The organism is Micromonospora kangleipakensis (genome assembly GCF_004217615.1).
GTDB lineage: Bacteria > Actinomycetota > Actinomycetes > Mycobacteriales > Micromonosporaceae > Micromonospora > Micromonospora kangleipakensis.
On sequence record NZ_SHLD01000001.1, the window covers coordinates 5,935,003 to 5,957,208 of the forward strand.

Here is a 22,206-nt window from a genome sequence, read left to right on the forward strand (position 1 = left end):
CCGGTCCGCGCGGTACCGTCTGGACCAGCGACGAGGCGCAAGGAGGCGGATCATGGCCGAGGAGCGGGCGCAGCAGGGCAAGCCGGCGGACGGTACGGAATCGCACGACCCGGACTTCCCCGAGGCGTTCCTGACGTTCATGCGGCAGGGCTGGCGGGACACTGAGCTGCCGATCGGCCCACGGCCGGAGGTGCCCAACTACGCCAAGCGGCGGGCCGCGCTCTCCGCGGCCTTCCCCGGCGAGACCCTGGTCATCCCCACCGGCGGCGAGAAGGTACGCGCCAACGACACCGACCACCCGTTCCGGCCGGGCAGCGACTTCGCGTACCTGACCGGCGACCACGACCCGGACAGCGTGCTGGTGCTGCGGCCGAACGGCTCCGGGCACGACGGCACGCTGTTCATGCGGCCCCGGTCGTCCCGGAAGACCGACGAGTTCTTCCGCAGCCGGCACGGCGAGCTCTGGGTGGGCCGGCGACACACCCTCGGTGAGAAGTCGACCGAGCTGGGGCTGCCGACCGCCGACCTGACCGAGCTGGACGCGGCGCTGGCCGACTGCGCGCCGGGGCGTACCCGGGCCTTGCGTGGTTTCGACGCCCGGGTGGACGCGGCCGTGCGCCCGTTCGACGGTGCCCGCGCGGAGGGCCAGCCGGCCCGCGACCGGGAGCTGGCCATCGCCATCTCCGAGCTGAAGCTGGTCAAGGACGAGTGGGAGATCGCCCAGCTCCAGGAGGCGTGCGACGCCACCGTCCGCGGCTTCGAGGACGTGGCCCGGGCGCTGCCGGCCGACCGCGGTGTCTCCGAGCGGCTGCTGGAGGGGATCTTCGCGCTGCGCGCCCGGCACGACGGCAACGACGTCGGCTACGGCTCGATCGTCGGCGCCGGCGAGCACGCCACGATCCTGCACTGGGTGCACAACCACGGCGCCACCCGCCCGGGCGAGCTGCTGCTGATGGACATGGGCGTGGAGAACCGCAACCTCTACACCGCCGACGTCACCCGGGTGCTGCCGGTCGACGGCCGGTTCACCCCGCTCCAGCGGCAGGTCTACGACGCCGTGTACGCCGCGCAGCAGGCCGGCATCGACGTGATCAAGCCCGGCGTGGCGTTCAAGGACGTCCACCTGACCGCGATGCGGGTCCTCGCCGAGGCGCTGTCCGGCCTCGGGCTGCTGCCGGTGAGCGTGGACGAGGCGATGGACCCGGCCTCGACGGTCTACCGCCGGTGGACGCTGCACGGCACCAGCCACATGCTCGGCATCGACGTGCACGACTGCTCGAACGCCCGCAAGGAGAACTACCGGGACGGCGCCCTGGGCGAGGGCTATGTGCTCACCGTCGAGCCGGGGCTCTACTTCCAGCCGGAGGACGAGCTGATCCCGGAGGAGCTGCGCGGCATCGGGATCCGGATCGAGGACGACATCCTGGTCACCGCGACCGGCGCGGTGAACCTCTCGGCCGGGCTGCCGCGCCGCTCCGACGAGGTGGAGACCTGGCTGGCCGAGCAGCGCGAGGCCGGGCCTCGCCTGCCGGGCTGACCCCGGCCGTACGACCACAGCGGCGGGCCCCGCCGCCGGCGTCTGCGACGTTTTCCGTCGTTTCGACACCGGTGGCGGGGCCCGTCGGCGTTTGCGCGCTCAGCGCCCTTCCGAACCACCTGCGCGCCGGATAACCCTGTCGCCCGATCTGGGGGAAATGCGGGGGTTTCTCGGATAAGTCCGCGTCGCGAGGATCCTTCTCATACGGTGATGATCAGAGGCTGCAAACCGATTTGTAGCTGGTCGCCCCGCCTTAAGCGGTACGACCCGTCTGATACACGAAAGGGCGGAAGGCTCTGATGTCCAACGACGTAACGACTTCCGACGGCGGGGCTCCGATGCCCCCGCCGACGAACAGGCGGCGGGCGCTCTGGGTCGCCACCGGCGTGGCCGGGCTGACCGGCGTCGTCGGGCTGGCGGCGCTGGGCGGCCTCGCCGCTCGTGACAACAAGTCCGACAAGACGGACCGCGTGTCGGACAGGCAGGCCGCCACGGCCCAGCAGAAGGTCAGCGACGACCGCAGGGACCTGGACGACGAGGGCAAGGACCGGGACAAGGACAAGGACAAGGACGAGCGCGATGAGGTTCGGGAGGTGGACTGTGACGACGATGATCTGATCGAGGCCCTCGAGCTGGCCAACCGGGACGAGGGCGGCACGTTGAAGCTGGCCCGCGACTGCACCTACGAGCTGGACGAGTTCGACAAGAAGTCCGGGGCGGGCCTGCCCACGATCAAGGAAGAGATCAAGATCGAGGGTAATGGCTCGACGATCAAGCGGGACTCCAGGGACGGCTTCCGGATCTTCCGGGTCGCCGACGGTGGTGACCTGACCCTGAAGGACGTCGCCGTCAAGAACGGCGCCGCCGCCGAGCGCGACCGCAAGGACCACAAGGACCACAAGGACGGCTGGGACGGCAAGGACCACGAGGACGGCAAGGACCCCAAGGACCACAAGGACAGCAAGGACCCCAAGGGCAGCAAGGAGCACGGCAAGGAGCACGACAAGCACGACAAGCACGACAAGCACGACAAGGATGGCAAGCACGACAAGGACGGCAGGGACCGCGAGGAGCACGAGGGCGACGGCGGTGGTCTGCTGGTCGAGCGAGGTGGCAAGGCCCACCTGGTGAACACCAAGTTCACCCTCAACAGCGCCGAGGACAACGGCGGCGCGATCGCCAACTTCGGCCGGGTCGAGATCGAGAGCAGCACGCTCGACAACAACCACGCCGGCGACGACGGCGGCGCCATCTTCAACGCCGGTGTCCTCGAGGTCGAGGGGTCCCGCGACGGTAAGGGCGGCGAGTCCCGCATCACCAACAACACCGCCGGCGAGAACGGCGGCGGCATCGCCAACGGCCACGGCGAGAAGAAGAAGCACGACAAGGGAGACCGCGTCAACGGCAGCCGCCACGACGGCGACCACGACGACGACCGCGACGACCGCAAGGCCGGCACCGTGGAGATCGAAAAGACCCTCATCGAGGGCAACACCGCCGACAAGAACGGCGGCGGCCTGTTCAGCAACGACGGCTTCGTCGACATCAGCTGGACCATCATCAAGAACAACAACGCCGGCAAGAACGGCGGCGGCATCGCCGCCATCGACACCGTCCTGACGGTCAAGAACAGCACCATCGAGAAGAACAAGGCCCACAAGGACGGCGGCGGCATCTACAACGTCAACAGCGAAGAGAAGGAACACGACGCCGTCCTCTACAACGGCAACGGCAACGGCAAGGACAAGGACAAGGACGAGGAAAAGCGCGGCTCGGCCACCGTCACCGACAGCGAGATCCTCGAGAACAGCGCGGGCCGCTTCGGCGGCGGCATCTTCAACGGCGAACCCGTCGAAGAGGACCACAACGGCGACAACATGACCGCCCCGAACGCCTCGTCCAACCACAAGGACAACGACAACGACGACGAGGACTTCGAGGCCCGCCTGGCCCTGCGCGACACCAAGATCAAGGAGAACTTCGCCGGCAAGAACGGCGGCGGCATCTACAACAACGAAGGCAAGGTCACCCTGACCGACACCAAGGTCAAGGAGAACAAGGCCGACAACGGCGACAGGCGCAACAAGATCGCCGGCGGCATCTTCAACAACGACGGCAAGGTCAAACTCGACGACGACTCCACCATCACCGACAACGACCCCACCAACTGCGCCAAGACCGTCGAAGACTGCTTCAACTGAACGACTGCACCACCACATAACGCCGGAGGTCCCTCTCCGCCGCACGGCGGAGAGGGACCTCCGGCCATCTACCGAGTGGTACGGGCGGGCCGTCCCCGACCATCACCGTTGACCCTCCCCGGCGGCCGCCGCGAGCTTCCCGCCACCAACCACGTCCTCCGCGCCCGTGCGAGCTTTCCGCCACCAGCCAGGTCCTGGCGGCATCCGCGAGCTTTCCGCCACTAGCCACGTTCTGAGCACCGGTCATACCAAGCCCGGCCCGGGCGTCCGCACTCCTGCCGTCCGCGCCGGGCATACCTAATGCGGGGTTTTTTCGGATACGCACGCATAGTGAGGAAGATTCCCATACGGTGTTCTTCAGCAGCTACAACCGATTTGTAGCGAAGGTCGCCTCGCAAGGGCGAAGCGACCTGGTCTGGTACGAGGAGAGGGCAGAGAGCTCAGATGTCCAACTACCTTCGCGATAACGATGACGTCACCCGCGAGACGAAGTCCCCGTTCCGCCGCCGCGGACTCTGGCTGGTTACCGGCGTTGCGGGCCTCACGGGAGCAATCAGCCTCGCGGGCGTCGCCTACGCCACCACCGGCGTCACCGGCGCCCATCGGCTGACCGACGTGAAGTGGTCGACCGCCCAACTGGTCAGCGACGACGGCAAGGACCGGGACAAGGACAAGGACCGGGACGACAAGGACCGGGACGACAAGGGCAAGGACCACGAGGGCAAGGACCGGGACAAGGACAAGGACCGGGACAAGGACAAGGACAAGGACGAACGCGATGAGGTTCGGGAGGTGGACTGTGACGACGATGATCTGATCGAGGCCCTCGAACTGGCCAACCGGGACGAGGGCGGCACGTTGAAGCTGGCCCGCGACTGCACCTACGAGCTGGACGAGTTCGACAAGAAGTCCGGGGCGGGCCTGCCCACGATCAAGGAAGAGATCAAGATCGAGGGTAATGGCTCGACGATCAAGCGGGACTCCAGGGACGGCTTCCGGATCTTCCGGGTCGCCGAAGGTGGTGACCTGACGCTGAAGGACGTCGCCGTCAAGAACGGCGCCGCCGCCGAGCGCGACCGCAAGGACGGCAGGGACCACGAGGACGGCAAGGACCACGAGGACGGCAAGGACCACGAGGACAGCAAGGACAGCAAGGACGGCTGGGACAGCAAGGACAGCAAGGACCCGAAGGACAGCAAGGACCACAAGGACAGCAAGGAGCACGGCAAGCACGACAAGGACGGCAAGGACGGCAAGGAGCACGGCAAGCACGACAAGGATGGCAAGCACGACAAGGACGGCAGGGACCGCGAGGAGCACGAGGGCGACGGCGGTGGTCTGCTGGTCGAGCGAGGTGGCAAGGCCCACCTGGTGAACACCAAGTTCACCCTCAACAGCGCCGAGGACAACGGCGGCGCGATCGCCAACTTCGGCCGGGTCGAGATCGAGAGCAGCACGCTCGACAACAACCACGCCGGCGACGACGGCGGCGCCATCTTCAACGCCGGTGTCCTCGAGGTCGAGGGGTCCCGCGACGGTAAGGGCGGCGAGTCCCGCATCACCAACAACACCGCCGGCGAGAACGGCGGCGGCATCGCCAACGGCCACGGCGAGAAGAAGAAGCACGACAAGGGAGACCGCGTCAACGGCAGCCGCCACGACGGCGACCACGACGACGACCGCGACGACCGCAAGGCCGGCACCGTGGAGATCGAAAAGACCCTCATCGAGGGCAACACCGCCGACAAGAACGGCGGCGGCCTGTTCAGCAACGACGGCTTCGTCGACATCAGCTGGACCATCATCAAGAACAACAACGCCGGCAAGAACGGCGGCGGCATCGCCGCCATCGACACCGTCCTGACGGTCAAGAACAGCACCATCGAGAAGAACAAGGCCCACAAGGACGGCGGCGGCATCTACAACGTCAACAGCGAAGAGAAGGAACACGACGCCGTCCTCTACAACGGCAACGGCAACGGCAAGGACAAGGACAAGGACGAGGAAAAGCGCGGCTCGGCCACCGTCACCGACAGCGAGATCCTCGAGAACAGCGCGGGCCGCTTCGGCGGCGGCATCTTCAACGGCGAACCCGTCGAAGAGGACCACAACGGCGACAACATGACCGCCCCGAACGCCTCGTCCAACCACAAGGACAACGACAACGACGACGAGGACTTCGAGGCCCGCCTGGCCCTGCGCGACACCAAGATCAAGGAGAACTTCGCCGGCAAGAACGGCGGCGGCATCTACAACAACGAAGGCAAGGTCACCCTGACCGACACCAAGGTCAAGGAGAACAAGGCCGACAACGGCGACAGGCGCAACAAGATCGCCGGCGGCATCTTCAACAACGACGGCAAGGTCAAACTCGACGACGACTCCACCATCACCGACAACGACCCCACCAACTGCGCCAAGACCGTCGAAGACTGCTTCAACTGAGCGCTTCAGCGGACACAGGAAGAAGTCGGCCCCCTGCCACCTCGGTGGCAGGGGGCCGACCCGCGCGAACTACTCCTGGACGAAGACCGCCACGCTGCGGGCCGGCACGGTGAACGTGCCGCTCGCCCTGTCGAACGAGGCCGTCCGGAGCACCGGGTCAGCCGAGTTCGCCAACACCGGGTGCAGCGCCACGTTCGCCCCGCGCAGGCCGGTCACCGTCTGCTCCGCCGCCTCCGGGGTGGCGTTGAAGACCACGGTCACCGACCTCCATTTCCCGCCCAGCCCGCGGGCGTCCAGCGTCATGGTGAGCACGCCCGGGGTCTCCTTGCCGCCGGAGAGCGGGAAGGCCACCCGCTTCTGCACCTGGTCGGCGGTGGCCAGTCCGAACACCGGCGAGGACGCCCGGATCCTCAGCAGCTCCGCGTACCGGGCGTCGGCCAGGTTGATCGCCGCGCAGTCCGGCACCAGCTTGGGATCGGCCAGCAGCGGCTTCGCGTACGGCCACTTGTCCTGGTTGTCCTGCGCCGGCGGGAGACCGGCGCCGAAGCCGTTGCCCTGGGCGCAGTCCCAACGGATCTGGTTGAACCAGTCACCGGAGTTGAACGAGTTGCGGTCCAGCGACTTGGAGCGCAGCCGCTCCGAGCCGGCCGTCACGAAGCCCGTCCCCTGCCCGAGGGCGGTGGTCGCCAGGGCGAGCACCTGCATCCGGGCCCGGTCCTGCGCCGAGGTGCCCTGCGGCAGCTTGTACGCCAGCGCGTCGTACAGGATCTCGTTGTCGTGCGCGTCGACGTAGGTGACCGCCTCGCCCGGCGCGGCGGTGTAGCCGGCCGGCGAACCGTTGTAGTCCACCTGCGCCCCGGTGACCTGGCGACCGGACGAGTCGGTGAACCGGTAGCCGGCGAGGTTGCCGGTCAGCCCGACCTTGATCTGGTCCTGGGAGTGCAACAGTCGGGCCTTCTGCTCGGCCGCGGACCCGTTGACGTCGTCGCCGTTCGGGTCGGTGTACAGGCCGGAGGCGAAGCCCTGGATCCGCGGATTGCCGTCGAACGGGCCGCCGCCGCGCACCGCGTCGCGGAGCCGGTCGTTGAAGGTGCCGATCCCGGTGCCGGCCATGTTGGCCTGGGTGGCCTGCACGAACCGGGCGTCGTTGGCGACCTCGCCGAAGTTCCAGCCCTCGCCGTAGAGCAGGATCTTCTTCCCGTCCACGCCGTCGCGCGCCACGGTGAGCTTGTCCAGCGCGGCCCGCACGGCCACGATGTTCGCCTTCGGGTGGTGACCCATCAGGTCGAACCGGAAGCCGTCCACCTTGTACTGCTTGGCCCAGGTGACCAGGGAGTCCACCACCAGCTTGCCCATCATGGCGTGCTCGGGGGCGGTGTTGGCGCAGCAGGTCGAGTTGGCGACGCTGCCGTCCTCCAGCAGCCGGTGGTAGTAGCCCGGCACCACCTGGTCGAGCACCGACTTCGGGTCGGTGCCGGCGGCCGAGGTGTGGTTGTAGACGACGTCCATCACCACGCGCAGGCCGGCCTGGTTGATCCCCGCGACCATCTGCCGGAACTCGGTGGTCCGCTTCGCCCCGGCCGGGTCGACGGCGTAGCCGCCCTCCGGCACGGTGTAGTGCAGCGGGTCGTACCCCCAGTTGAAGCCGTCCTTCTCCGCCACCGCGGCGACGCACTTCTGCTGCTGGTCGGAGTCCGGCGGCAGCGCGGCCAGGTCGCAGGCCGGCTGCTGCTGGTCGGCCCGCTTCTCGGGGATGGTGGCGAAGTCGAACGCCGGCAGCAGGTGCAGGTAGTTGACCCCCGCGTCGCCGAGCGCCCTGAGGTGCTTCATGCCGGTCGTGTTCGGGTCCGTGAAGGCGAGGTAGGTGCCCCGCCGCTCGGCCGGCACGCTGGCGTCGGCGATGGAGAAGTCGCGGACCGACAGCTCCTGGATCTGCGCCTTCGACGACGGCACCGCCGCCGGCTTGCGCAGCGCCGCCCAGCCGGCCGGGGCCAGCGCCGGGTCGGTCAGGTCGACGATCTGGCTGTGCGTCGAGTCCGGCGCCAGGGCCACCGAGTACGGGTCGGTCACCGCGGCGGTGACCACCTTCTGCGCCGCCGGCTGCCAGGCCTCGACCTGGTAGCGGTAGTACTTCCCGGTCCAGCCCTTCGTGCCGCGCACCGACCAGACGCCGGTGCGGTCGTTGCGGCTCATCGACACGGTCTTCGGCTCGGCCGTCGGCGAGTCGAAGAGCTGCAACGCGACCTTCCGGGCGGTGGGCGCCCAGACGGCGAGGGTGGGGACCTTGCCGGCGAAGGTCGGGCCGAGCTTCGCGGTGGTGGCGGCCCGGTAGACGTCGTCGAGCACGCCCGGGACCTGCACGCCGGTCGCGCCGAGCAGCTTGCCCTCGGCGTCCCGCTCGGTCACCACGAGCTGCCCACGCAGCGCCGCCGGCACCTTGGCCAGGTCATCGGTGTCGAGGCTGAAGGCGTGGTAGGCCCACAGCTGGGGGTAGGCCTGCCGCTGGGCCTCGGTGAGCCCGTTGCGCTGCGCCCGCAGCGGCAGCGTGGTGTACGTCCCGGCCAGCTCGCCGTCGGCGATGCTCAGCCCACCGGTCGGGGCGGCCACCAGGGCGTACCGCTTGCCGTCGGTCGGCCCGGTCTGCCAGGCCACGGTGGACCGGTCGATCCACTGCGCCTTCTGCTTGGTGATGTCGACGTCCTTGGCGACGCCGGAGGAGGTGGACGGCAGCAGCCGGCCCTTGACGCCGGCGAGCAGCCAGACCTCGTGCCCGGCGGCGGCGAAGTCGAGCCGCTGGTCGTCGGGCTGATCCTTGGTGTCGCCGTTGTGGACGATGTAGCTCAGCCCGGTGGCCCCGGACGCGAGCGGCACCCGGAAGACCGCGCCGAACGAGTCGATCTTCTCCGGCTTGAGCGGGCTGCCCCAGTCGGTGGGGTTGGCCGCGCCGTCCCAGAGGTGCAGGCCCCAGCCGTCGTAGTTGTTGTCCGCCTTGCGCCAGTGGATGACCGCGGTGCTCTGGTCGACGGCCGGGTCGGGCTCGCCGGTGGCCGCCTGCCGGGTCGGGTAGAGCGCGGTGTCGCCCTGCTTGACCCAGACCTCGCCGGTCTGCGTCACGTCGATGGTGCGGTCGTTGCCGACGTCCTTGTTGCCGTTCTTGTCGACCACGAGGAAGCCGACAGACCTGGCGCCCGGCTTCAGCTTGACCCAGGCGAACCGGCCGAACGAGTCCTCACCCGCGAACGGCTGCCCTTTGGGCCACTCGGTGGCGTACGCCGGGTCGATGTCGCCCCAGGTGTAGAGGCCCCAGTCGTCGTACCCGCCGGCCGGGCGCTGGTAGTGCACCACCGCCCAGTCCCGCGACGCGCTCTGCGCCGGGGTGCCGACGACACCGGTGGAGCGGGCGCTCGCGACCCGGCCCTTGCCGTCGCGGACCACGGCCTTGTACTCGACCTTCGTGCCGCCGGCCAGCCCGGTCAGGTCATGGTGGACGGTGTACGGGGCCTTGTGCGCGCTGCCCAGCAGGGTCCACTTGCCGCCGGGGACCCGGGCGGCGAAGGTGACCGTGGCGAGCGGGTCGCCGGTGACCTGGGCGGTGACGGCGGCCTTGGTGGCGACCGGAGCGTCGCCCGGCTCGGTGATGGTGATGCCCGGGGCGGCGTCGGCCTGCGGGATCGGCGTGCCGGCCCGGTAGACCACCGTCGACATCGGCGGCACGGTGACGGACAGCTTGCCGTCGGCGCCGGCGGTCGGGGTGGCGGTGTCGCCGTAGATGCCGGTGAAGGTGGCGCCGGCCGACCAGGTGTCCACGGAGACAGTCCGCGCGGTGGCGGCGTTGTTGACCGCGACGACGTACTCGGTGCGGTCCTTCGGCAGGATCCGGGAGAAGGCGAAGACGCCGGGGCCGTCGGCCGCGTACCGGGTGACCTGGATGCCGTCGCGCAGGGCCGGGTGGGCCTGCCGCAGCTTGCCCAGCTCGGCGATGGTGCGGTACAGCGGGTGGCTCTTGTCGTACTGGTCGCTGGCGTGGGTGCGGGTGGTGCCGATCAGGTCGTCGTCGAGGTAGTCCGCCGTGCTGCTGGCGAACATGTCCTGCCGGGCGTCCTTGTCCCCGCCCGGGCCGGTGAAGCCCTGCTCGTCGCCGGAGTAGACGACGGGCTGCCCGCGGGTGAGGAACATCAGCTGGTGGGCGAGCCGGTCGCGGCGGAGCTGGCTGGCGTCGTCGCCGCCGGTCGCGGCGATGAACGAGCCGATCCGGCCCATGTCGTGGTTGCCGAGGAAGGTGGTCAGCCGGTTGGCGTCGGTGTCCCGGGCGGCGTAGAGGTCGTCCCGGGCGTAGAGGTCGGCGAGCGCCTTGGCGGAGCCGTCGGCGGCGGTGTAGCCCCGGGCGGCCTCCTGGAAGGAGAAGTCGAGCGTGGCGGGCAGGCCGCCCTGCCGGACGTACGTCGACTCGATCTCCTGGTCAGCGCTGTAGACCTCGCCGAACATGAAGAAGTCCTTCTTGCCGGCCTTCTCGGCGGCCCGCTTGATGCCCTGGCTGAACTGCGGCCAGAAGTCGAGGTTGGTGTGCTTGACGGTGTCCAGCCGGAAACCGTCGACGCCGGTGCTGCCGATCCAGTCGCCGTAGACCTTGGTCAGCCCGCGCACCACCTCGGGGCGCTCGGTCCACAGGTCGTCCAGGCCGAAGAAGTCGCCGTACTCGCTGTTCTCGCCGGCGAAGGTCGAGTCACCGCGGTTGTGGTACATGGTCGGGTCGTTCAGCCACGCCGGGACCTTCGCCTTCGCGTCGGCGGCGGTGGCGAAGGTCGGGGTGTACGGGAACGACTTCAGGTTCACCTGCGGGAAGTCCCGGGTGCCGTCGGCGTAGTTGCGGTCCTCGAAGGCCCGCCCCTGGGAGTCCTGGTACGGCGCGGTCTTCTTGTCGACGTAGGCGTACTTGTCCTCGGCGTACTTGATGACGTCGGCGGTGTGGTTGACGATGACGTCGAGGTAGACCTTGATGCCGCGCTGGTGCGCGAGCGTGACCAGCTTCTTCAGCTCCTCGTTCGTGCCGAAGTGCGGGTCGACCTGGGTGAAGTCGGTGATCCAGTAGCCGTGGTAGCCGGCGGAGACGTCCGCGCCGGTGCCCTGCACGGGCCGGTTCTTGAAGATCGGGGCGAGCCAGATGGCCGTCGTGCCGAGCCCCTGGATGTAGTCGAGCTTGTTGATGACGCCCTTGAGGTCACCGCCGTGGTAGAAGCCCTTGTCCTTCGGGTCGAGCCCGGTGCTCAGCCGGTCACCGCTGAGGCCGCCGGTGTCGTTGCGCTTGTCGCCGTTGGCGAAGCGGTCCGGCAGGACGAAGTAGAACTGGTCGTTCTTCGCGGTGTTGGTGCTGGCCTTGAGGAGGGCCTCGGCGGACGGCTCCTGGCGCCACTGTGCGGCGCCGGCGGCAGCGAGGAGGTCCGTGCCGGCGGACCGGTCGGTGGCGTCGGCGCCCAGCTGGTGAACGGCGACCGGCGTGCCGACGAGGGCGAGGGTGAGGGTGGAGACCAAGGCGAGCAGTGCCTTGCGGGACATCGGCGGGGGTTTCATCGACGGCCTTCCTCTGGTCGCTGATTCGCCCGCACGCTAGCTCTTGCCGAAACATTCTGCAATAGCTTGCAAACCGCGTCGCAACAAAGCAGCCATCTTGCGAAACACGGCGTAGCCGTGGCGCAGCGCGACCGTCGCCCATGGTGACCGCCGGGCCGCCGACACGCCGCCCGCAGAGGGCTCATCGACCGGCGCAGCCGGCGCCGTCGACGGTGCAACTCGCCGGGCGCGTCGTACCGGTGCCGCCCCGTCCACCCAGGACGTGACGAGCCGTTTCCGCCGATGAAGCCGCCCTCGAAGGTGTCCACCACCCCGTACCGGCCGGGCACCACCGTGCGGCGGCGGAGGTGGTGGTGGGCGGCAGGCCCGGCGGCGGGATCGTCGCGGCGGGCGGGCCGTGGGCTCGGCGTCGTGGTACGGCCGCCGCGTGCGGTCAGCCGATGACGCAGGCCGTGCCGTTGACGGTGCACACACCCGGCCGGTCACCGCTGCCCGTACGGCTGAACCGCATCTGCACGACGGCGCTCTGCCCGGCGCCGAGCGGGCCGGTGCCGCGCAGCACGAACGCACCGTTGCCCTGGGAGGTCACCGAGAGCCCCGAGCCGGAGGACGCCTGGAGGCTCTTCACGTTGCCGGTGAAGAGGAGCTCCACCCGCCACTCCTGACTCCGGGCGGAGCCGTTGCTGACCGTCAGCTGGGCCTCGAAGTAGTCCCGCTCACTCGCCGTGGCCTGATAACGCGCGGACAGCGTGCCGCTCCGCGGCGCGGCGCCCCCGGCGGACGCCAACGCGGACGGCCGGGCCGAGCTGGCCCGGGGCGACGGGGTGCCACTGGCGGAGGCGCTCGGCGAGGGGGTGGCGTCGACGGCGACCAGCGGAGCGTCGGATGGCGCGGCGGACGTCGTCATCGCACCCATGGTGGGCAGGTAGATCGGCGGGGCCGGCCGCGGCACCGCCGACTGCTGCTCCGGCCCGCGCAGGGTGAACAGGGCCACGAGCAGCAGGACGGTCAGCAGGCTGACGCCCAGCAGCACCACGACCCAGGGCACCGACGTCAGCACCCTCTGCGCGGACGACGACCCCGCCTGCTCGCCCTGTTCGATGCTCATCAGGTCCCCCCTTGTCGGAGCCGACGCGCCAGCGTAGCCAGCCGGACCCGGCTGGCGCGTCCCGCCTACCCCGATCCGACCGTCCGGTCGGCGGGACTCGGAAAACGGGTGGCCGGCGACCGGCGGTTCGGGTCTACTCACGACCATGCCCGCGTTGATCCCGCCCACCGAACGGCTGCGCGCCAGCTTCCTCGCCGCGATGGCCGAATTCCGCGCCGAGGGCCGCGGCGACCGGCAGGACCACACCATGGTCGGCAGCGAGATCCGGCAGCACGGCGGCACGTGGCACACCGCGCCGGGGTTCGCCCGGTACGTCGCCGAGCTGCGCGCGCAGGAGCTGGAGGAGACGCCCCGCGCAGCGGGTTGGGTGCCCGCCACGACGCTCTGGTGGGCCGACGGCGACGAGTACCTCGGCCGGATCGCCGTCCGGCACCGGCTCACCCCGTTCCTGCTCGAGGCGGGCGGCCACATCGGCTACGACGTACGCGCCAGCGCCCGTCGGCGGGGCCACGCGACCGCCATGCTGCGCGCGGCGCTGCCGGTGACCCACGCGCTCGGCATCGACCCGGCGCTGGTCACCTGCGACGTGGAGAACGCGGCCTCGCGGCTGGTCATCGAGCGCAACGGCGGCGTGCTGGAGGACGAGCGGGCCGGCAGGCTCCGGTTCTGGGTGCCAACCGCCCGGTCCTGACCGCATCTGGTCATCCACGCGTCAGGCCGTGCGGATGACGGTGCAGATGGCCGGGCCGCCCTCGGTGGCCCGCAGCAGGTAGCGGTACCGCTCGCCCGGCACCGCCCGGCCCTGACTGTCCAGGAACTCCCACCGCACCGCCACCTCGGTGAGCAGCGCGGAGATCTGCTGCACGTCCTCGAACTGCGCGTTCGCCGCGACGAGTTCGCGCTCCTGGTAGTCCGGCGCCGCGCCGACGAAGGAGAGCGCCACCGCGGCCGGCGAGGTGAACGAGAAGCTGTAGGTGTCCGCCACCACCATCCCGGGCAGGGCGTAGCAACCGGCGATGGCGGACACGTCGCCGGCGGTCAGCGCCACGCCGTACCGGTCGAAGAAGTCGGTGAGCGTGTCGAGATCCGTCGAGGCCTTCACGCCGGTCTCAATTGCCGCGCACGCGGCGCGTCAAACCTGCTCAGCGCGGCGGGATGCGTACCTCGATCTCGGCGCCGAGCTGGGCGCCGCCGGTGAGGTCGAGGTCGTCGCCGCTCCAGAACCGCCCCGGGTCGTACCAGTTCGGACGGCGGCCGGCGGGCAGCAGCCCCATCGCCTCGTACGTCACGGCCACCACCTCGGCGCAGTACGCCGTCTCCAGCGCCCGGTCGCGTACCGGCACACCCCCACCGTCGGTGATGGAGGGCGTCCGGCGGCGCACGTTGGGCACCCGCCCCCGCGCCCAGCGCCAGGCGAGCTGCGCGGTGGACGGGAAGGGGGTGCCGTCGAGGCGGGCGACGGTCCGCAGCACCGCCTCCTCCATCGCGGCGTCGGCCGGCGGTTCGAGCTGGCGCAGCCAGCCGCGCTGCCCGTACCGGTTCGCCCATACGCAGACCGCGTCCCGCAGGTCGTGCAGCTGCACGCCGCGCTGGTGGGTGCCGGTCCACATGTCGGGCAGGGAACGGCCCAGCTCGGCGTGCCACATCAGCGGCGGCATGTCGTCGAGCACCACCGCCATGCCGACGTGGTTCACCGGGCTGTTGGTGGTGAACTGGATCGCGCGATCGGGAACGCTGCGGCCCCGGAACACCCACACGTCACCGGTCCGCGTCAGCTCCACGGCCTCGTCCAGGCTGATGCTCATGGACGACTACCCTAAGCGGATGCGGCAACGAATGCGGTGGTGGAAGGTGCTCGGACTGGCCGGCCTCGCCGGCGTCGCGGCGTCCGGGGTGGTCATCGCCCGGGCGGAGCGGCGGCGGCGGGCGTACACCCCGGAGGAGATCCGGGACCGGCTGCGCGAGCGGCACGCGAAGGCCGCGGGGGCCGCGACGCCGGCCGACGACCGGCCCTGACCCGGCACCCGCGCCGCTCACCCGCCGTCGCGGGCCGTCCGGCGCGCCGCCAGGTCGAGCGCCTCGGCGGTACGACCAACGAGCGCGCCGCCGTCGTCCAGCAGCAGGATCGGGCGCTGGATCAGCTCCGGATGAGCGACCATCGCCGCGATCCAGCGGGGCTCCTCGGCGTCGTCGCGCGGCCAGTCGGCAATGCCCTGGGCGACCGCGGCCGGCTCACCGGTCCGACAGATGTCCCACGCGCGGGCACCGAGCCGGCGCAGCACCTCGGTCAGCTCGGCCGCGCTCGGCGGCTGTTCCAGGTACGCCCGCAGCCGGTACGGCACCCGCGCCTCGTCGAGGGTCGCCCGCGCGGTGGCGCACTTCGAGCAGGCCGGGTTGTGCCAGATCTCCATGACCGACATGGTGGCAGATACCGAATCCTGTCCACACGGTTGGTCGTGCGGGCAGTTGGACCCGCCTGACCGCCCCCTGACCAGCCCCCGCGCCCCGCGCACGCCCCCAAGATCCGCACAAACCTGTGAGAAGTGCGGCCAGCGCCGGGAGGCAGCCGTTTCCCGCAAGGTGCGCGGATCCTGGCCCGTCGAGACCCGACGCGCGCGGGGGGTCGGTGGGCGCTCGTGGGCGCCATGGGCGGGGTGTCGGGTTTCGCTGGGGACGGCCTGCGCCGGCTGTCCGGTTTGTGGCGGGCCGTCCAGTGGGCCGGGCCACCCCGGCGGTGGAATGGCGGCCGGGGCCGGGTCGTTGAACATGGCATACCACCGCGGGACCCGCGGGTGGTAGAGCCCGGAGCCGCGGCCGTGGGAACACCCGGCCGGCCGGGACGGTTACATCCCCCTGGAACCCCGGCCCCCGCGGCCCGGGAAGCCCGTGAGCCTGGTGGAATGCGTCGCCGGCCCGGGTGGTTACATCCCCGGGACACCCGAGCAGGCCCAGCCGCCGGGCAGATCCCCCAAGACTTTCCCCCCCTTTCACGCGACACCACCGCACCCCCCTGCGGTGTGTCGTGTACCCCCGAGCAGAGGAGCACGCCATCATGCGTACCGATCTGATCCGTAAGACCGCGCTGACCGCTGCCGGCCTCGCCGCCACCGCCGGTGGCATCGCCGGCCCCGCGATCGCCGCCCACGCCGCCGAGGCCAAGCCCGCCGCGCAGGTGCAGACCGACCGTAAGCACGGCGGTGAGCGGGAACTCAACGTCCGCTACGAGGCGCAGCCGAACTTCTACTACTGCGGCCCCGCCGCGACCCGCAACGCCCTGTCCGTGCAGGGCAAGGCCATCGACGTCGACGCCATGGCCAAGGAGATGGGCACCACCGAGGCCGGCACCAACAGCGTCAACGACATCACCCCGGTCCTGAACAAGGAAACCGGTAAGGACGTCTACCACAGCGTCGAAATCCGCGACGCCAAGGCCGACGACAAGCAGACCGACACCCTGCGCGCCGACATCGTCCACACCGTGGACAACGGCCGGGCCGTGGTCGCCAACATCGCCGGCACCGCCGTCGACACCGACGGCAACACCCACTCCTTCGAGGGCGGCCACTACATCAGCGTCGTGGGCTACCGCGACGGCGGCCACACCGTGACGATCGCCGACTCGGCCGACCCGAACATGGCCTCCTACCGGATGAGCGTCGACAACCTCGCCGACTGGATCGCCACCCGCGGCTACACCGCCTCCTGACCCACCAGCACCACACGCGAAAGGGCCGACCCCCGATGGGGGCCGGCCCTTTCGTCGTGTCCGGGTATGCGCGCGCCGGGGAGCGGGTCAGCGCTCGCTGCCGGCGCGGACCGGCTCGGCCTCGTCGGCCGCCTCCGCCGGGTCGAGCCGGTGGGCCCGGCGGCGCAGCCACCAGGTGCTGCCGAGCCCGGCGAGGATCGCGATGACCAGCCCCGCCCAGGAGATGTCCTTGAGCCAGTGCTCGGCCGCCCGGCCCACGGTGAAGAGCAGGTAGGTGGTGCCGAAGGCCCAGACCAGGCCGCCGGCCGCGTTCGCCACCAGGAACCGGCGGTACGGCACGTGCAGCGCGCCCGCCAGCGGGCCGGCGAGGATCCGCAGCAGCGCCACGAAGCGGCCGAAGAAGACCGCCCAGACGCCGTGCCGGGCGAAGCTCTGCTCGGCGCGGGCGAGCTGCGCGGGGCCGAGATGTCGGGGGAAGCGCCGGCCCAGCCGGGCCAGCAGCGGACGACCGCCCCGGCGGCCCACCGCGTACCCGACTGAGTCGCCGATGATGGCGCCGGCCGCCGCGGCGGTAGCCACCCACTCCGGCTCGACCACGCCGGCCGCGGCGAGCAGAGCGGAGCTGACCAGGACGATCTCGCCGGGCAGCGGCACGCCCATGCTCTCGACGCCGATCACCGCGGCGACGATCAGGTAGACCACGCCCGGCGGCAGCGCGGTGAGCCAGTGCTGTACGTCTACCACCGCCACCCCTTCCGGTCCGGCCTCGAACCCTACCTCCGGTCCGGCGGGCCGGCCGTCCGCTCACCCCCGGCACCACCCGGCCGGGTGCCAGCCGACGGCCCGGCCGGGGCGGTTGGTCAGGAGATCGGGGCGAGGAGTTCGAGCCGGTTGCCGTGCGGGTCGTGGGTGTGGAAGCGGCGCATGCCGAAGCCACCGCGGGCGGCGAGGGCCGGCGGCTTGGGCTTCTCGGTCATGCCGAGCAGGCCGGCGTAGAACGCCCGGGACGCGGCCTCGGAGCCGGGTGGGCAGGCGAGCAGGACGTGATGGATCATGGTGGCACCTCCCTGTCCCGAACCCTGGCATGAGGTTGCATCAATAGCAAGACGGACGTACGGTTTTGTTGAAAGCGAGAATCGGCGGTAAGTGTCACCTAACTGGGGCGTCACCCCGGTCGGTGCGACAGACTGCTCAGGACTATTCACGGTCGCTGGTGTGAAGGAGTACGACGTGGCGAGCCTCGACACCTTCGGTGCGAAGACCCAGCTACGCGTCGGAGACGCGAGCTACGAGATTTTCAAGATCGGCAAGGTGGAGGGCCACGACCGGCTGCCCTACAGCTTGAAGATCCTGCTGGAGAACCTGCTGCGGACCGAGGACGGCGCGAACATCACCGCCGACCACATTCGCGAGCTCGGCGGCTGGGACCCCACCGCCAACCCGAGCGTGGAGATCCAGTTCACCCCGGCGCGGGTGCTCATGCAGGACTTCACCGGCGTGCCCTGCGTCGTGGACCTGGCCACCATGCGGGAGGCCGTCCGCGACCTCGGCGGCGACGCCACCAAGGTCAACCCGCTCGCGCCGGCCGAGCTGGTCATCGACCACTCCGTCATCGCCGACCTCTTCGGCCGCGAGGACGCCTTCGCGCGCAACGTCGAGCTGGAGTACGAGCGCAACAAGGAGCGCTACCAGTTCCTGCGCTGGGGCCAGACCGCGTTCAACGAGTTCAAGGTCGTCCCGCCGGGCACCGGCATCGTGCACCAGGTCAACATCGAGTACCTGGCCCGCACGATCATGGAGCGCAACGGCCAGGCCTACCCGGACACCGTGGTCGGCACCGACTCGCACACCACCATGGTCAACGGCCTGGGCGTGCTGGGCTGGGGCGTCGGCGGCATCGAGGCCGAGGCCGCGATGCTCGGCCAGCCGGTCAGCATGCTGATCCCGCGGGTCGTCGGCTTCAAGCTCTCCGGCGAGATGCCGGCCGGCACCACCGCCACCGACCTGGTGCTCACCATCACCGAGATGCTGCGCAAGCACGGCGTGGTCGGCAAGTTCGTCGAGTTCTACGGCCCCGGTGTGAGCGCCGTACCGCTGGCCAACCGGGCCACCATCGGCAACATGTCCCCGGAGTACGGCTCCACCGTCGCGATCTTCCCGATCGACGCCGAGACCGTCCGCTACCTGGAGCTGACCGGCCGCGACCCGCAGCAGGTCGCGCTCGTCGAGGCGTACGCCAAGGAGCAGGGCCTCTGGCACGACCCGGACCACGAGCCGGAGTACTCGGAGCGCCTGGAGCTCGACCTGGGCACCATCGAGCCGTCCCTGGCCGGCCCGCGGCGCCCGCAGGACCGGGTGCCGCTGGGCAGCGCCAAGACCCTGTTCCGCTCCGCGCTGACCGACTACGTCGCCGAGGAGGTCGCCGGCGTCGAGAGGGAGCTCAAGCCGAGCGTGTCCCGCGAGCAGCTGCCCCGAGGCGCGAACGGCCCGGCCGACGAGGCCAGCGCCGAGTCCTTCCCGGCCAGCGACCCGCCGGCCAACGAGTTCAGCGACCCGGCCGACGAGCCGCGCGACCTGGAGACCGCCGCGGCCGGCTCCGGCGGGCGGGCGACCAACCCGATCCGGGTGACCGGCGCCGACGGCGTCGAGTACGAGCTGGACCACGGCGCCGTGGTGATCGCCGCGATCACCTCCTGCACCAACACCTCCAACCCGCAGGTCATGATCGGCGCCGCGCTGCTCGCCCGCAACGCGGTCGACAAGGGCCTGACCCGCAAGCCGTGGGTGAAGACCACCCTGGCGCCGGGCTCCAAGGTCGTCATGGACTACTACGACCGCGCCGGCCTCACGCCGTACCTGGACAAGCTCGGCTTCAACCTGGTCGGCTACGGCTGCACCACCTGCATCGGCAACTCCGGCCCGCTGCCGGAGGAGGTCTCCGCCGCGGTCAACGAGGGCGACCTCGCCGTCGTCTCGGTGCTGTCGGGCAACCGCAACTTCGAGGGCCGGATCAACCCGGACGTCAAGATGAACTACCTGGCGTCCCCGCCGCTGGTGGTCGCGTACGCGCTCGCCGGCACGATGGACATCGACCTGGCCAACGAGCCGCTCGGCGAGGACAGCCAGGGCAACCCGGTCTTCCTGCGCGACATCTGGCCGAACAGCGCCGAGATCCAGGACGTCATCGCCCAGGCGATCGGCGCCACCGGGTTCAGCGCCGCGTACGCCGACGTCTTCGCCGGCGACGAGCGGTGGCAGTCGCTGCCCACCCCGACCGGCGACACCTTCGCCTGGGATGGCGGCTCCACCTACGTCCGCAAGCCCCCGTACTTCGAGGGCATGGAGCGGGAGCCGAAGCCGGTCGTCGACATCGCCGGCGCCCGGGTGCTGGCCAAGCTGGGCGACTCGGTCACCACCGACCACATCTCCCCGGCCGGCTCGATCAAGGCCGACTCCCCCGCCGGCAAGTACCTCGCCGAGCACGGCGTGCCGCGCCACGAGTTCAACTCGTACGGCTCCCGCCGGGGCAACCACGAGGTGATGATCCGGGGCACCTTCGCCAACATCCGGCTGCGCAATCAGTTGCGGATGCCGGGCGCCGGTTCCGCTGCGGGAGCTGCGCTCCCTGAAGGTGGCTTCACGGTCAACCACCTGACCGGCGAGCAGGCCTCGATCTACGACGCCTCCATGGCGTACCAGGAGGCCGGCATCCCGCTGGTCATCCTGGCCGGCAAGGAGTACGGCTCCGGCTCGTCCCGCGACTGGGCGGCCAAGGGCACCATGCTGCTCGGCGTCCGGGCGGTCATCGCCGAGTCGTACGAGCGGATCCACCGCTCGAACCTGATCGGCATGGGCGTCCTGCCGCTGCAGTTCCCGGTCGACACGAACGCCGAGTCGCTGGGGCTCACCGGCACGGAGACCTTCTCCATCAGCGGCGTCACCGCGCTGAACGACGGCGACACCCCGCGCACGGTGAAGGTCACCACCGACACCGGCGTGGAGTTCGACGCCGTGGTCCGGATCGACACCCCCGGTGAGGCGGACTACTACCGGCACGGCGGCATCCTGCAGTACGTGCTGCGTCGCATGATCGCCAGCTGACGTACCAGCGAAAAGGGCCCCTTCCCGCGATCGCGGGGAGGGGCCCTTCGACGTCCGGGAGGTCAGTCGCCGGCGGCCCGGCGGCGGGCCTCGCGGGTCTTCATGGCGTGCTCCAGCAGCGTGATGAGCACCTCCTTGCTCGACTCCCGCTGCCGGGCGTCGCAGAGCACCACCGGCACCCCGGGGTCGAGGTTGAGCGCCACCTGCACCTCGTCCAGCCGGTACCCCTTGGCGCCCTCGAAGCAGTTCACCGCCACCACGAACGGCGTCCCCCGCCCCTCGAAGTAGTCGATCGAGGGGAAGCAGTCGGCCAGCCGCCGGGTGTCGGCGAGCACCACCGCGCCGATGGCGCCCAGCGCCAGCTCATCCCAGACGAACCAGAACCGGTCCTGTCCCGGGGTGCCGAAGACGTAGAGCACCAGGTCGTCGCTGATCGTGATCCGACCGAAGTCCATCGCGACGGTGGTGGTGCCCTTCTGCTCCACGCCGGAGAGGTCGTCGATCCCCACCCCGGTCTCGGTCAGCACCTCCTCCGTCCGCAGCGGTCGGGTCTCGCTGACCGCGCCGACCATGGTGGTCTTGCCCACCCCGAAACCACCGGCGATCAGGATCTTGATCGCGGTGGGCAGCGGCGCCGCTCCCGCCGGCCGCTCAGAGGGCCCGAAGTCCATTGATAACCGCCTCGAAAACGCTGTCGTCGGGAAGGCCGGCGGTGGTGGCGCGCGGCTCACGGACCTGCACCAGGCTGCGGGCCACCAGGTCACCGAGGAGGACCCGGACGGTGCCCACCGGCAGGTCGAGGTGGGCGGCGACCTCCGCCACGGACTGCATCCGCTGGCAGAGGCCGACGATGGCCACGTGCTCGGGGCCCAGCCCCGACTCCGCGCCCACGTCGGCCCGGGTCGCCGTCACCAGGGAGATCAGGTCGAACGTGCCGGTGACCGGACGAGCCCGGCCCCGCGTGACCGCGTACGGGCGCACCACCGGGCCCGCGTGGTCGTCCACCCACTCGTGCTCCGCGGAGTCCCCCTGCACGGTCATCGCGTCGGGGTCTCGCCGCTCGGCTGCTCGGGTGTCCGCGTCGGCGAGGCGACGAACCTCCCGACCCGGGTGACCAGCATCGCCATCTCGTACGCGATCAGGCCCACGTCGGCGTCCTCGGAGGCCAGCACCGCCAGGCAGGCGTTGCGACCGGCCGCCGTGACGAACAGGAACGACGACTGCATCTCGATGATGGTCTGCTGCACCTGACCACCGCCGAACCGCTTGCCCGCGCCCCGGGCCAGGCTCTGGATGCCGGCCGCCATCGCCGCCAGGTGCTCACCGTCGTCCCGACTCAGCCCCTGTGAGGAGGCCATCAGCAGGCCGTCGGTGGAGAGCGCCACGGCGTGTTCCGCCTGCTTCACCCGGCCGACCAGATCATCCAGCAGCCACGTCAGGTCCGCGCTCGAAGCCGTCTTCTGCGCCACTCGTCGTCCTCTTCTCCCCCGGCTGGTTTCGCCGTGCTCGCTCCGTCGTACCGGCCGCATCGGGTGCCGCC

Annotated in this window: 17 protein-coding genes; 7 read left to right on the top strand and 10 right to left on the bottom strand. The window is 70.5% G+C overall.

The genetic code is table 11. From position 1 onward, the window contains the following. The first annotated feature begins 52 nt into the window (after positions 1–52). The 3 genes from EV384_RS28350 to EV384_RS36540 all read left to right on the top strand — a co-directional run bounded on the left by EV384_RS28350 (position 53) and on the right by EV384_RS36540 (position 6,183). Positions 53–1,537 (top strand): aminopeptidase P family protein, encoded by a 1,485-nt coding sequence (locus EV384_RS28350; protein WP_130338050.1) that lies wholly within the window; start codon positions 53–55, stop codon positions 1,535–1,537. A gap of 299 nt (positions 1,538–1,836) precedes the next feature. Further along, on the top strand, positions 1,837–3,738 hold the full coding sequence (locus EV384_RS28355; protein WP_130338052.1) for a hypothetical protein: 1,902 nt from the start codon (positions 1,837–1,839) through the stop codon (positions 3,736–3,738). A gap of 444 nt (positions 3,739–4,182) precedes the next feature. Further along, positions 4,183–6,183, top strand: coding sequence for a hypothetical protein (locus EV384_RS36540; RefSeq protein WP_242624343.1), 2,001 nt, complete (start codon positions 4,183–4,185; stop codon positions 6,181–6,183). 69 nt (positions 6,184–6,252) lie between these two features. Here the strand turns inward: EV384_RS36540 and pulA are convergent, their stop codons facing one another. Beyond that, positions 6,253–11,751 carry a pullulanase-type alpha-1,6-glucosidase gene (gene pulA, locus EV384_RS28365; RefSeq protein WP_130338056.1) on the bottom strand — a complete coding sequence of 1,833 codons (5,499 nt, stop codon included), beginning with the start codon at positions 11,749–11,751 and terminating at the stop codon, positions 6,253–6,255. 433 nt (positions 11,752–12,184) lie between these two features. Then, complete coding sequence (locus EV384_RS28370; protein ID WP_130338058.1) at positions 12,185–12,859, bottom strand: hypothetical protein; 675 nt, start codon at positions 12,857–12,859, stop codon at positions 12,185–12,187. 145 nt (positions 12,860–13,004) lie between these two features. On the opposite strand from EV384_RS28370, the gene EV384_RS28375 reads away from it, so the two are divergent. Beyond that, entirely contained in the window at positions 13,005–13,550 is a 546-nt protein-coding gene (locus EV384_RS28375; protein WP_130338060.1) for a GNAT family N-acetyltransferase, read from the top strand. Positions 13,551–13,571: 21 nt separating this feature from the next. On the opposite strand, the gene EV384_RS28380 is transcribed toward EV384_RS28375, so the two are convergent. Next, positions 13,572–13,961 carry a hypothetical protein gene (locus EV384_RS28380; RefSeq protein WP_130338062.1) on the bottom strand — a complete coding sequence of 130 codons (390 nt, stop codon included), beginning with the start codon at positions 13,959–13,961 and terminating at the stop codon, positions 13,572–13,574. 40 nt (positions 13,962–14,001) lie between these two features. Continuing rightward, the gene (locus EV384_RS28385) at positions 14,002–14,664 is read right to left on the bottom strand and encodes a hypothetical protein (protein ID WP_130338064.1); all 663 of its coding nucleotides are present in this window, start codon (positions 14,662–14,664) and stop codon (positions 14,002–14,004) included. On the opposite strand from EV384_RS28385, the gene EV384_RS28390 reads away from it, so the two are divergent. Continuing rightward, entirely contained in the window at positions 14,663–14,875 is a 213-nt protein-coding gene (locus tag EV384_RS28390) for a hypothetical protein (protein ID WP_130338066.1), read from the top strand. The genes EV384_RS28385 and EV384_RS28390 overlap by 2 nt on opposite strands. A gap of 17 nt (positions 14,876–14,892) precedes the next feature. Here the strand turns inward: EV384_RS28390 and EV384_RS28395 are convergent, their stop codons facing one another. Then, on the bottom strand, positions 14,893–15,270 hold the full coding sequence (locus tag EV384_RS28395) for an ArsC/Spx/MgsR family protein (protein ID WP_130338068.1): 378 nt from the start codon (positions 15,268–15,270) through the stop codon (positions 14,893–14,895). Positions 15,271–15,911: 641 nt separating this feature from the next. Between EV384_RS28395 and EV384_RS28400 the strand changes: the two genes are divergently transcribed. After that, entirely contained in the window at positions 15,912–16,565 is a 654-nt protein-coding gene (locus tag EV384_RS28400; RefSeq protein ID WP_130338070.1) for a C39 family peptidase, read from the top strand. 87 nt (positions 16,566–16,652) lie between these two features. Here EV384_RS28400 and EV384_RS28405 read toward each other — a convergent pair whose 3' ends face one another. Then, on the bottom strand, positions 16,653–17,309 hold the full coding sequence (locus tag EV384_RS28405; protein ID WP_130338072.1) for a DedA family protein: 657 nt from the start codon (positions 17,307–17,309) through the stop codon (positions 16,653–16,655). Positions 17,310–17,425: 116 nt separating this feature from the next. Further along, a complete protein-coding gene (locus EV384_RS28410; protein WP_130338074.1) occupies positions 17,426–17,620 on the bottom strand; it encodes a VOC family protein in 195 nt (64 codons plus the stop codon). Between the two features lie 160 nt (positions 17,621–17,780). On the opposite strand from EV384_RS28410, the gene EV384_RS28415 reads away from it, so the two are divergent. Continuing rightward, positions 17,781–20,666, top strand: a complete 2,886-nt coding sequence (locus tag EV384_RS28415; protein WP_130338076.1) for an aconitate hydratase — start codon at positions 17,781–17,783, stop codon at positions 20,664–20,666. A gap of 62 nt (positions 20,667–20,728) precedes the next feature. Here EV384_RS28415 and EV384_RS28420 read toward each other — a convergent pair whose 3' ends face one another. Genes EV384_RS28420 through EV384_RS28430 form a run of 3 tightly spaced genes read right to left on the bottom strand, consistent with a single transcriptional unit; the run spans position 20,729 to position 22,135 of the window. Continuing rightward, on the bottom strand, positions 20,729–21,337 hold the full coding sequence (locus EV384_RS28420; protein WP_130338078.1) for a GTP-binding protein: 609 nt from the start codon (positions 21,335–21,337) through the stop codon (positions 20,729–20,731). Beyond that, the gene (locus tag EV384_RS28425) at positions 21,318–21,707 is read right to left on the bottom strand and encodes a DUF742 domain-containing protein (protein ID WP_130338080.1); all 390 of its coding nucleotides are present in this window, start codon (positions 21,705–21,707) and stop codon (positions 21,318–21,320) included. The genes EV384_RS28420 and EV384_RS28425 overlap by 20 nt, the downstream gene beginning before the upstream one ends. Beyond that, a complete protein-coding gene (locus EV384_RS28430; RefSeq protein ID WP_130338082.1) occupies positions 21,704–22,135 on the bottom strand; it encodes a roadblock/LC7 domain-containing protein in 432 nt (143 codons plus the stop codon). Before EV384_RS28430 ends, EV384_RS28425 begins: the two co-directional genes overlap by 4 nt. Positions 22,136–22,206 lie beyond the last annotated feature (71 nt).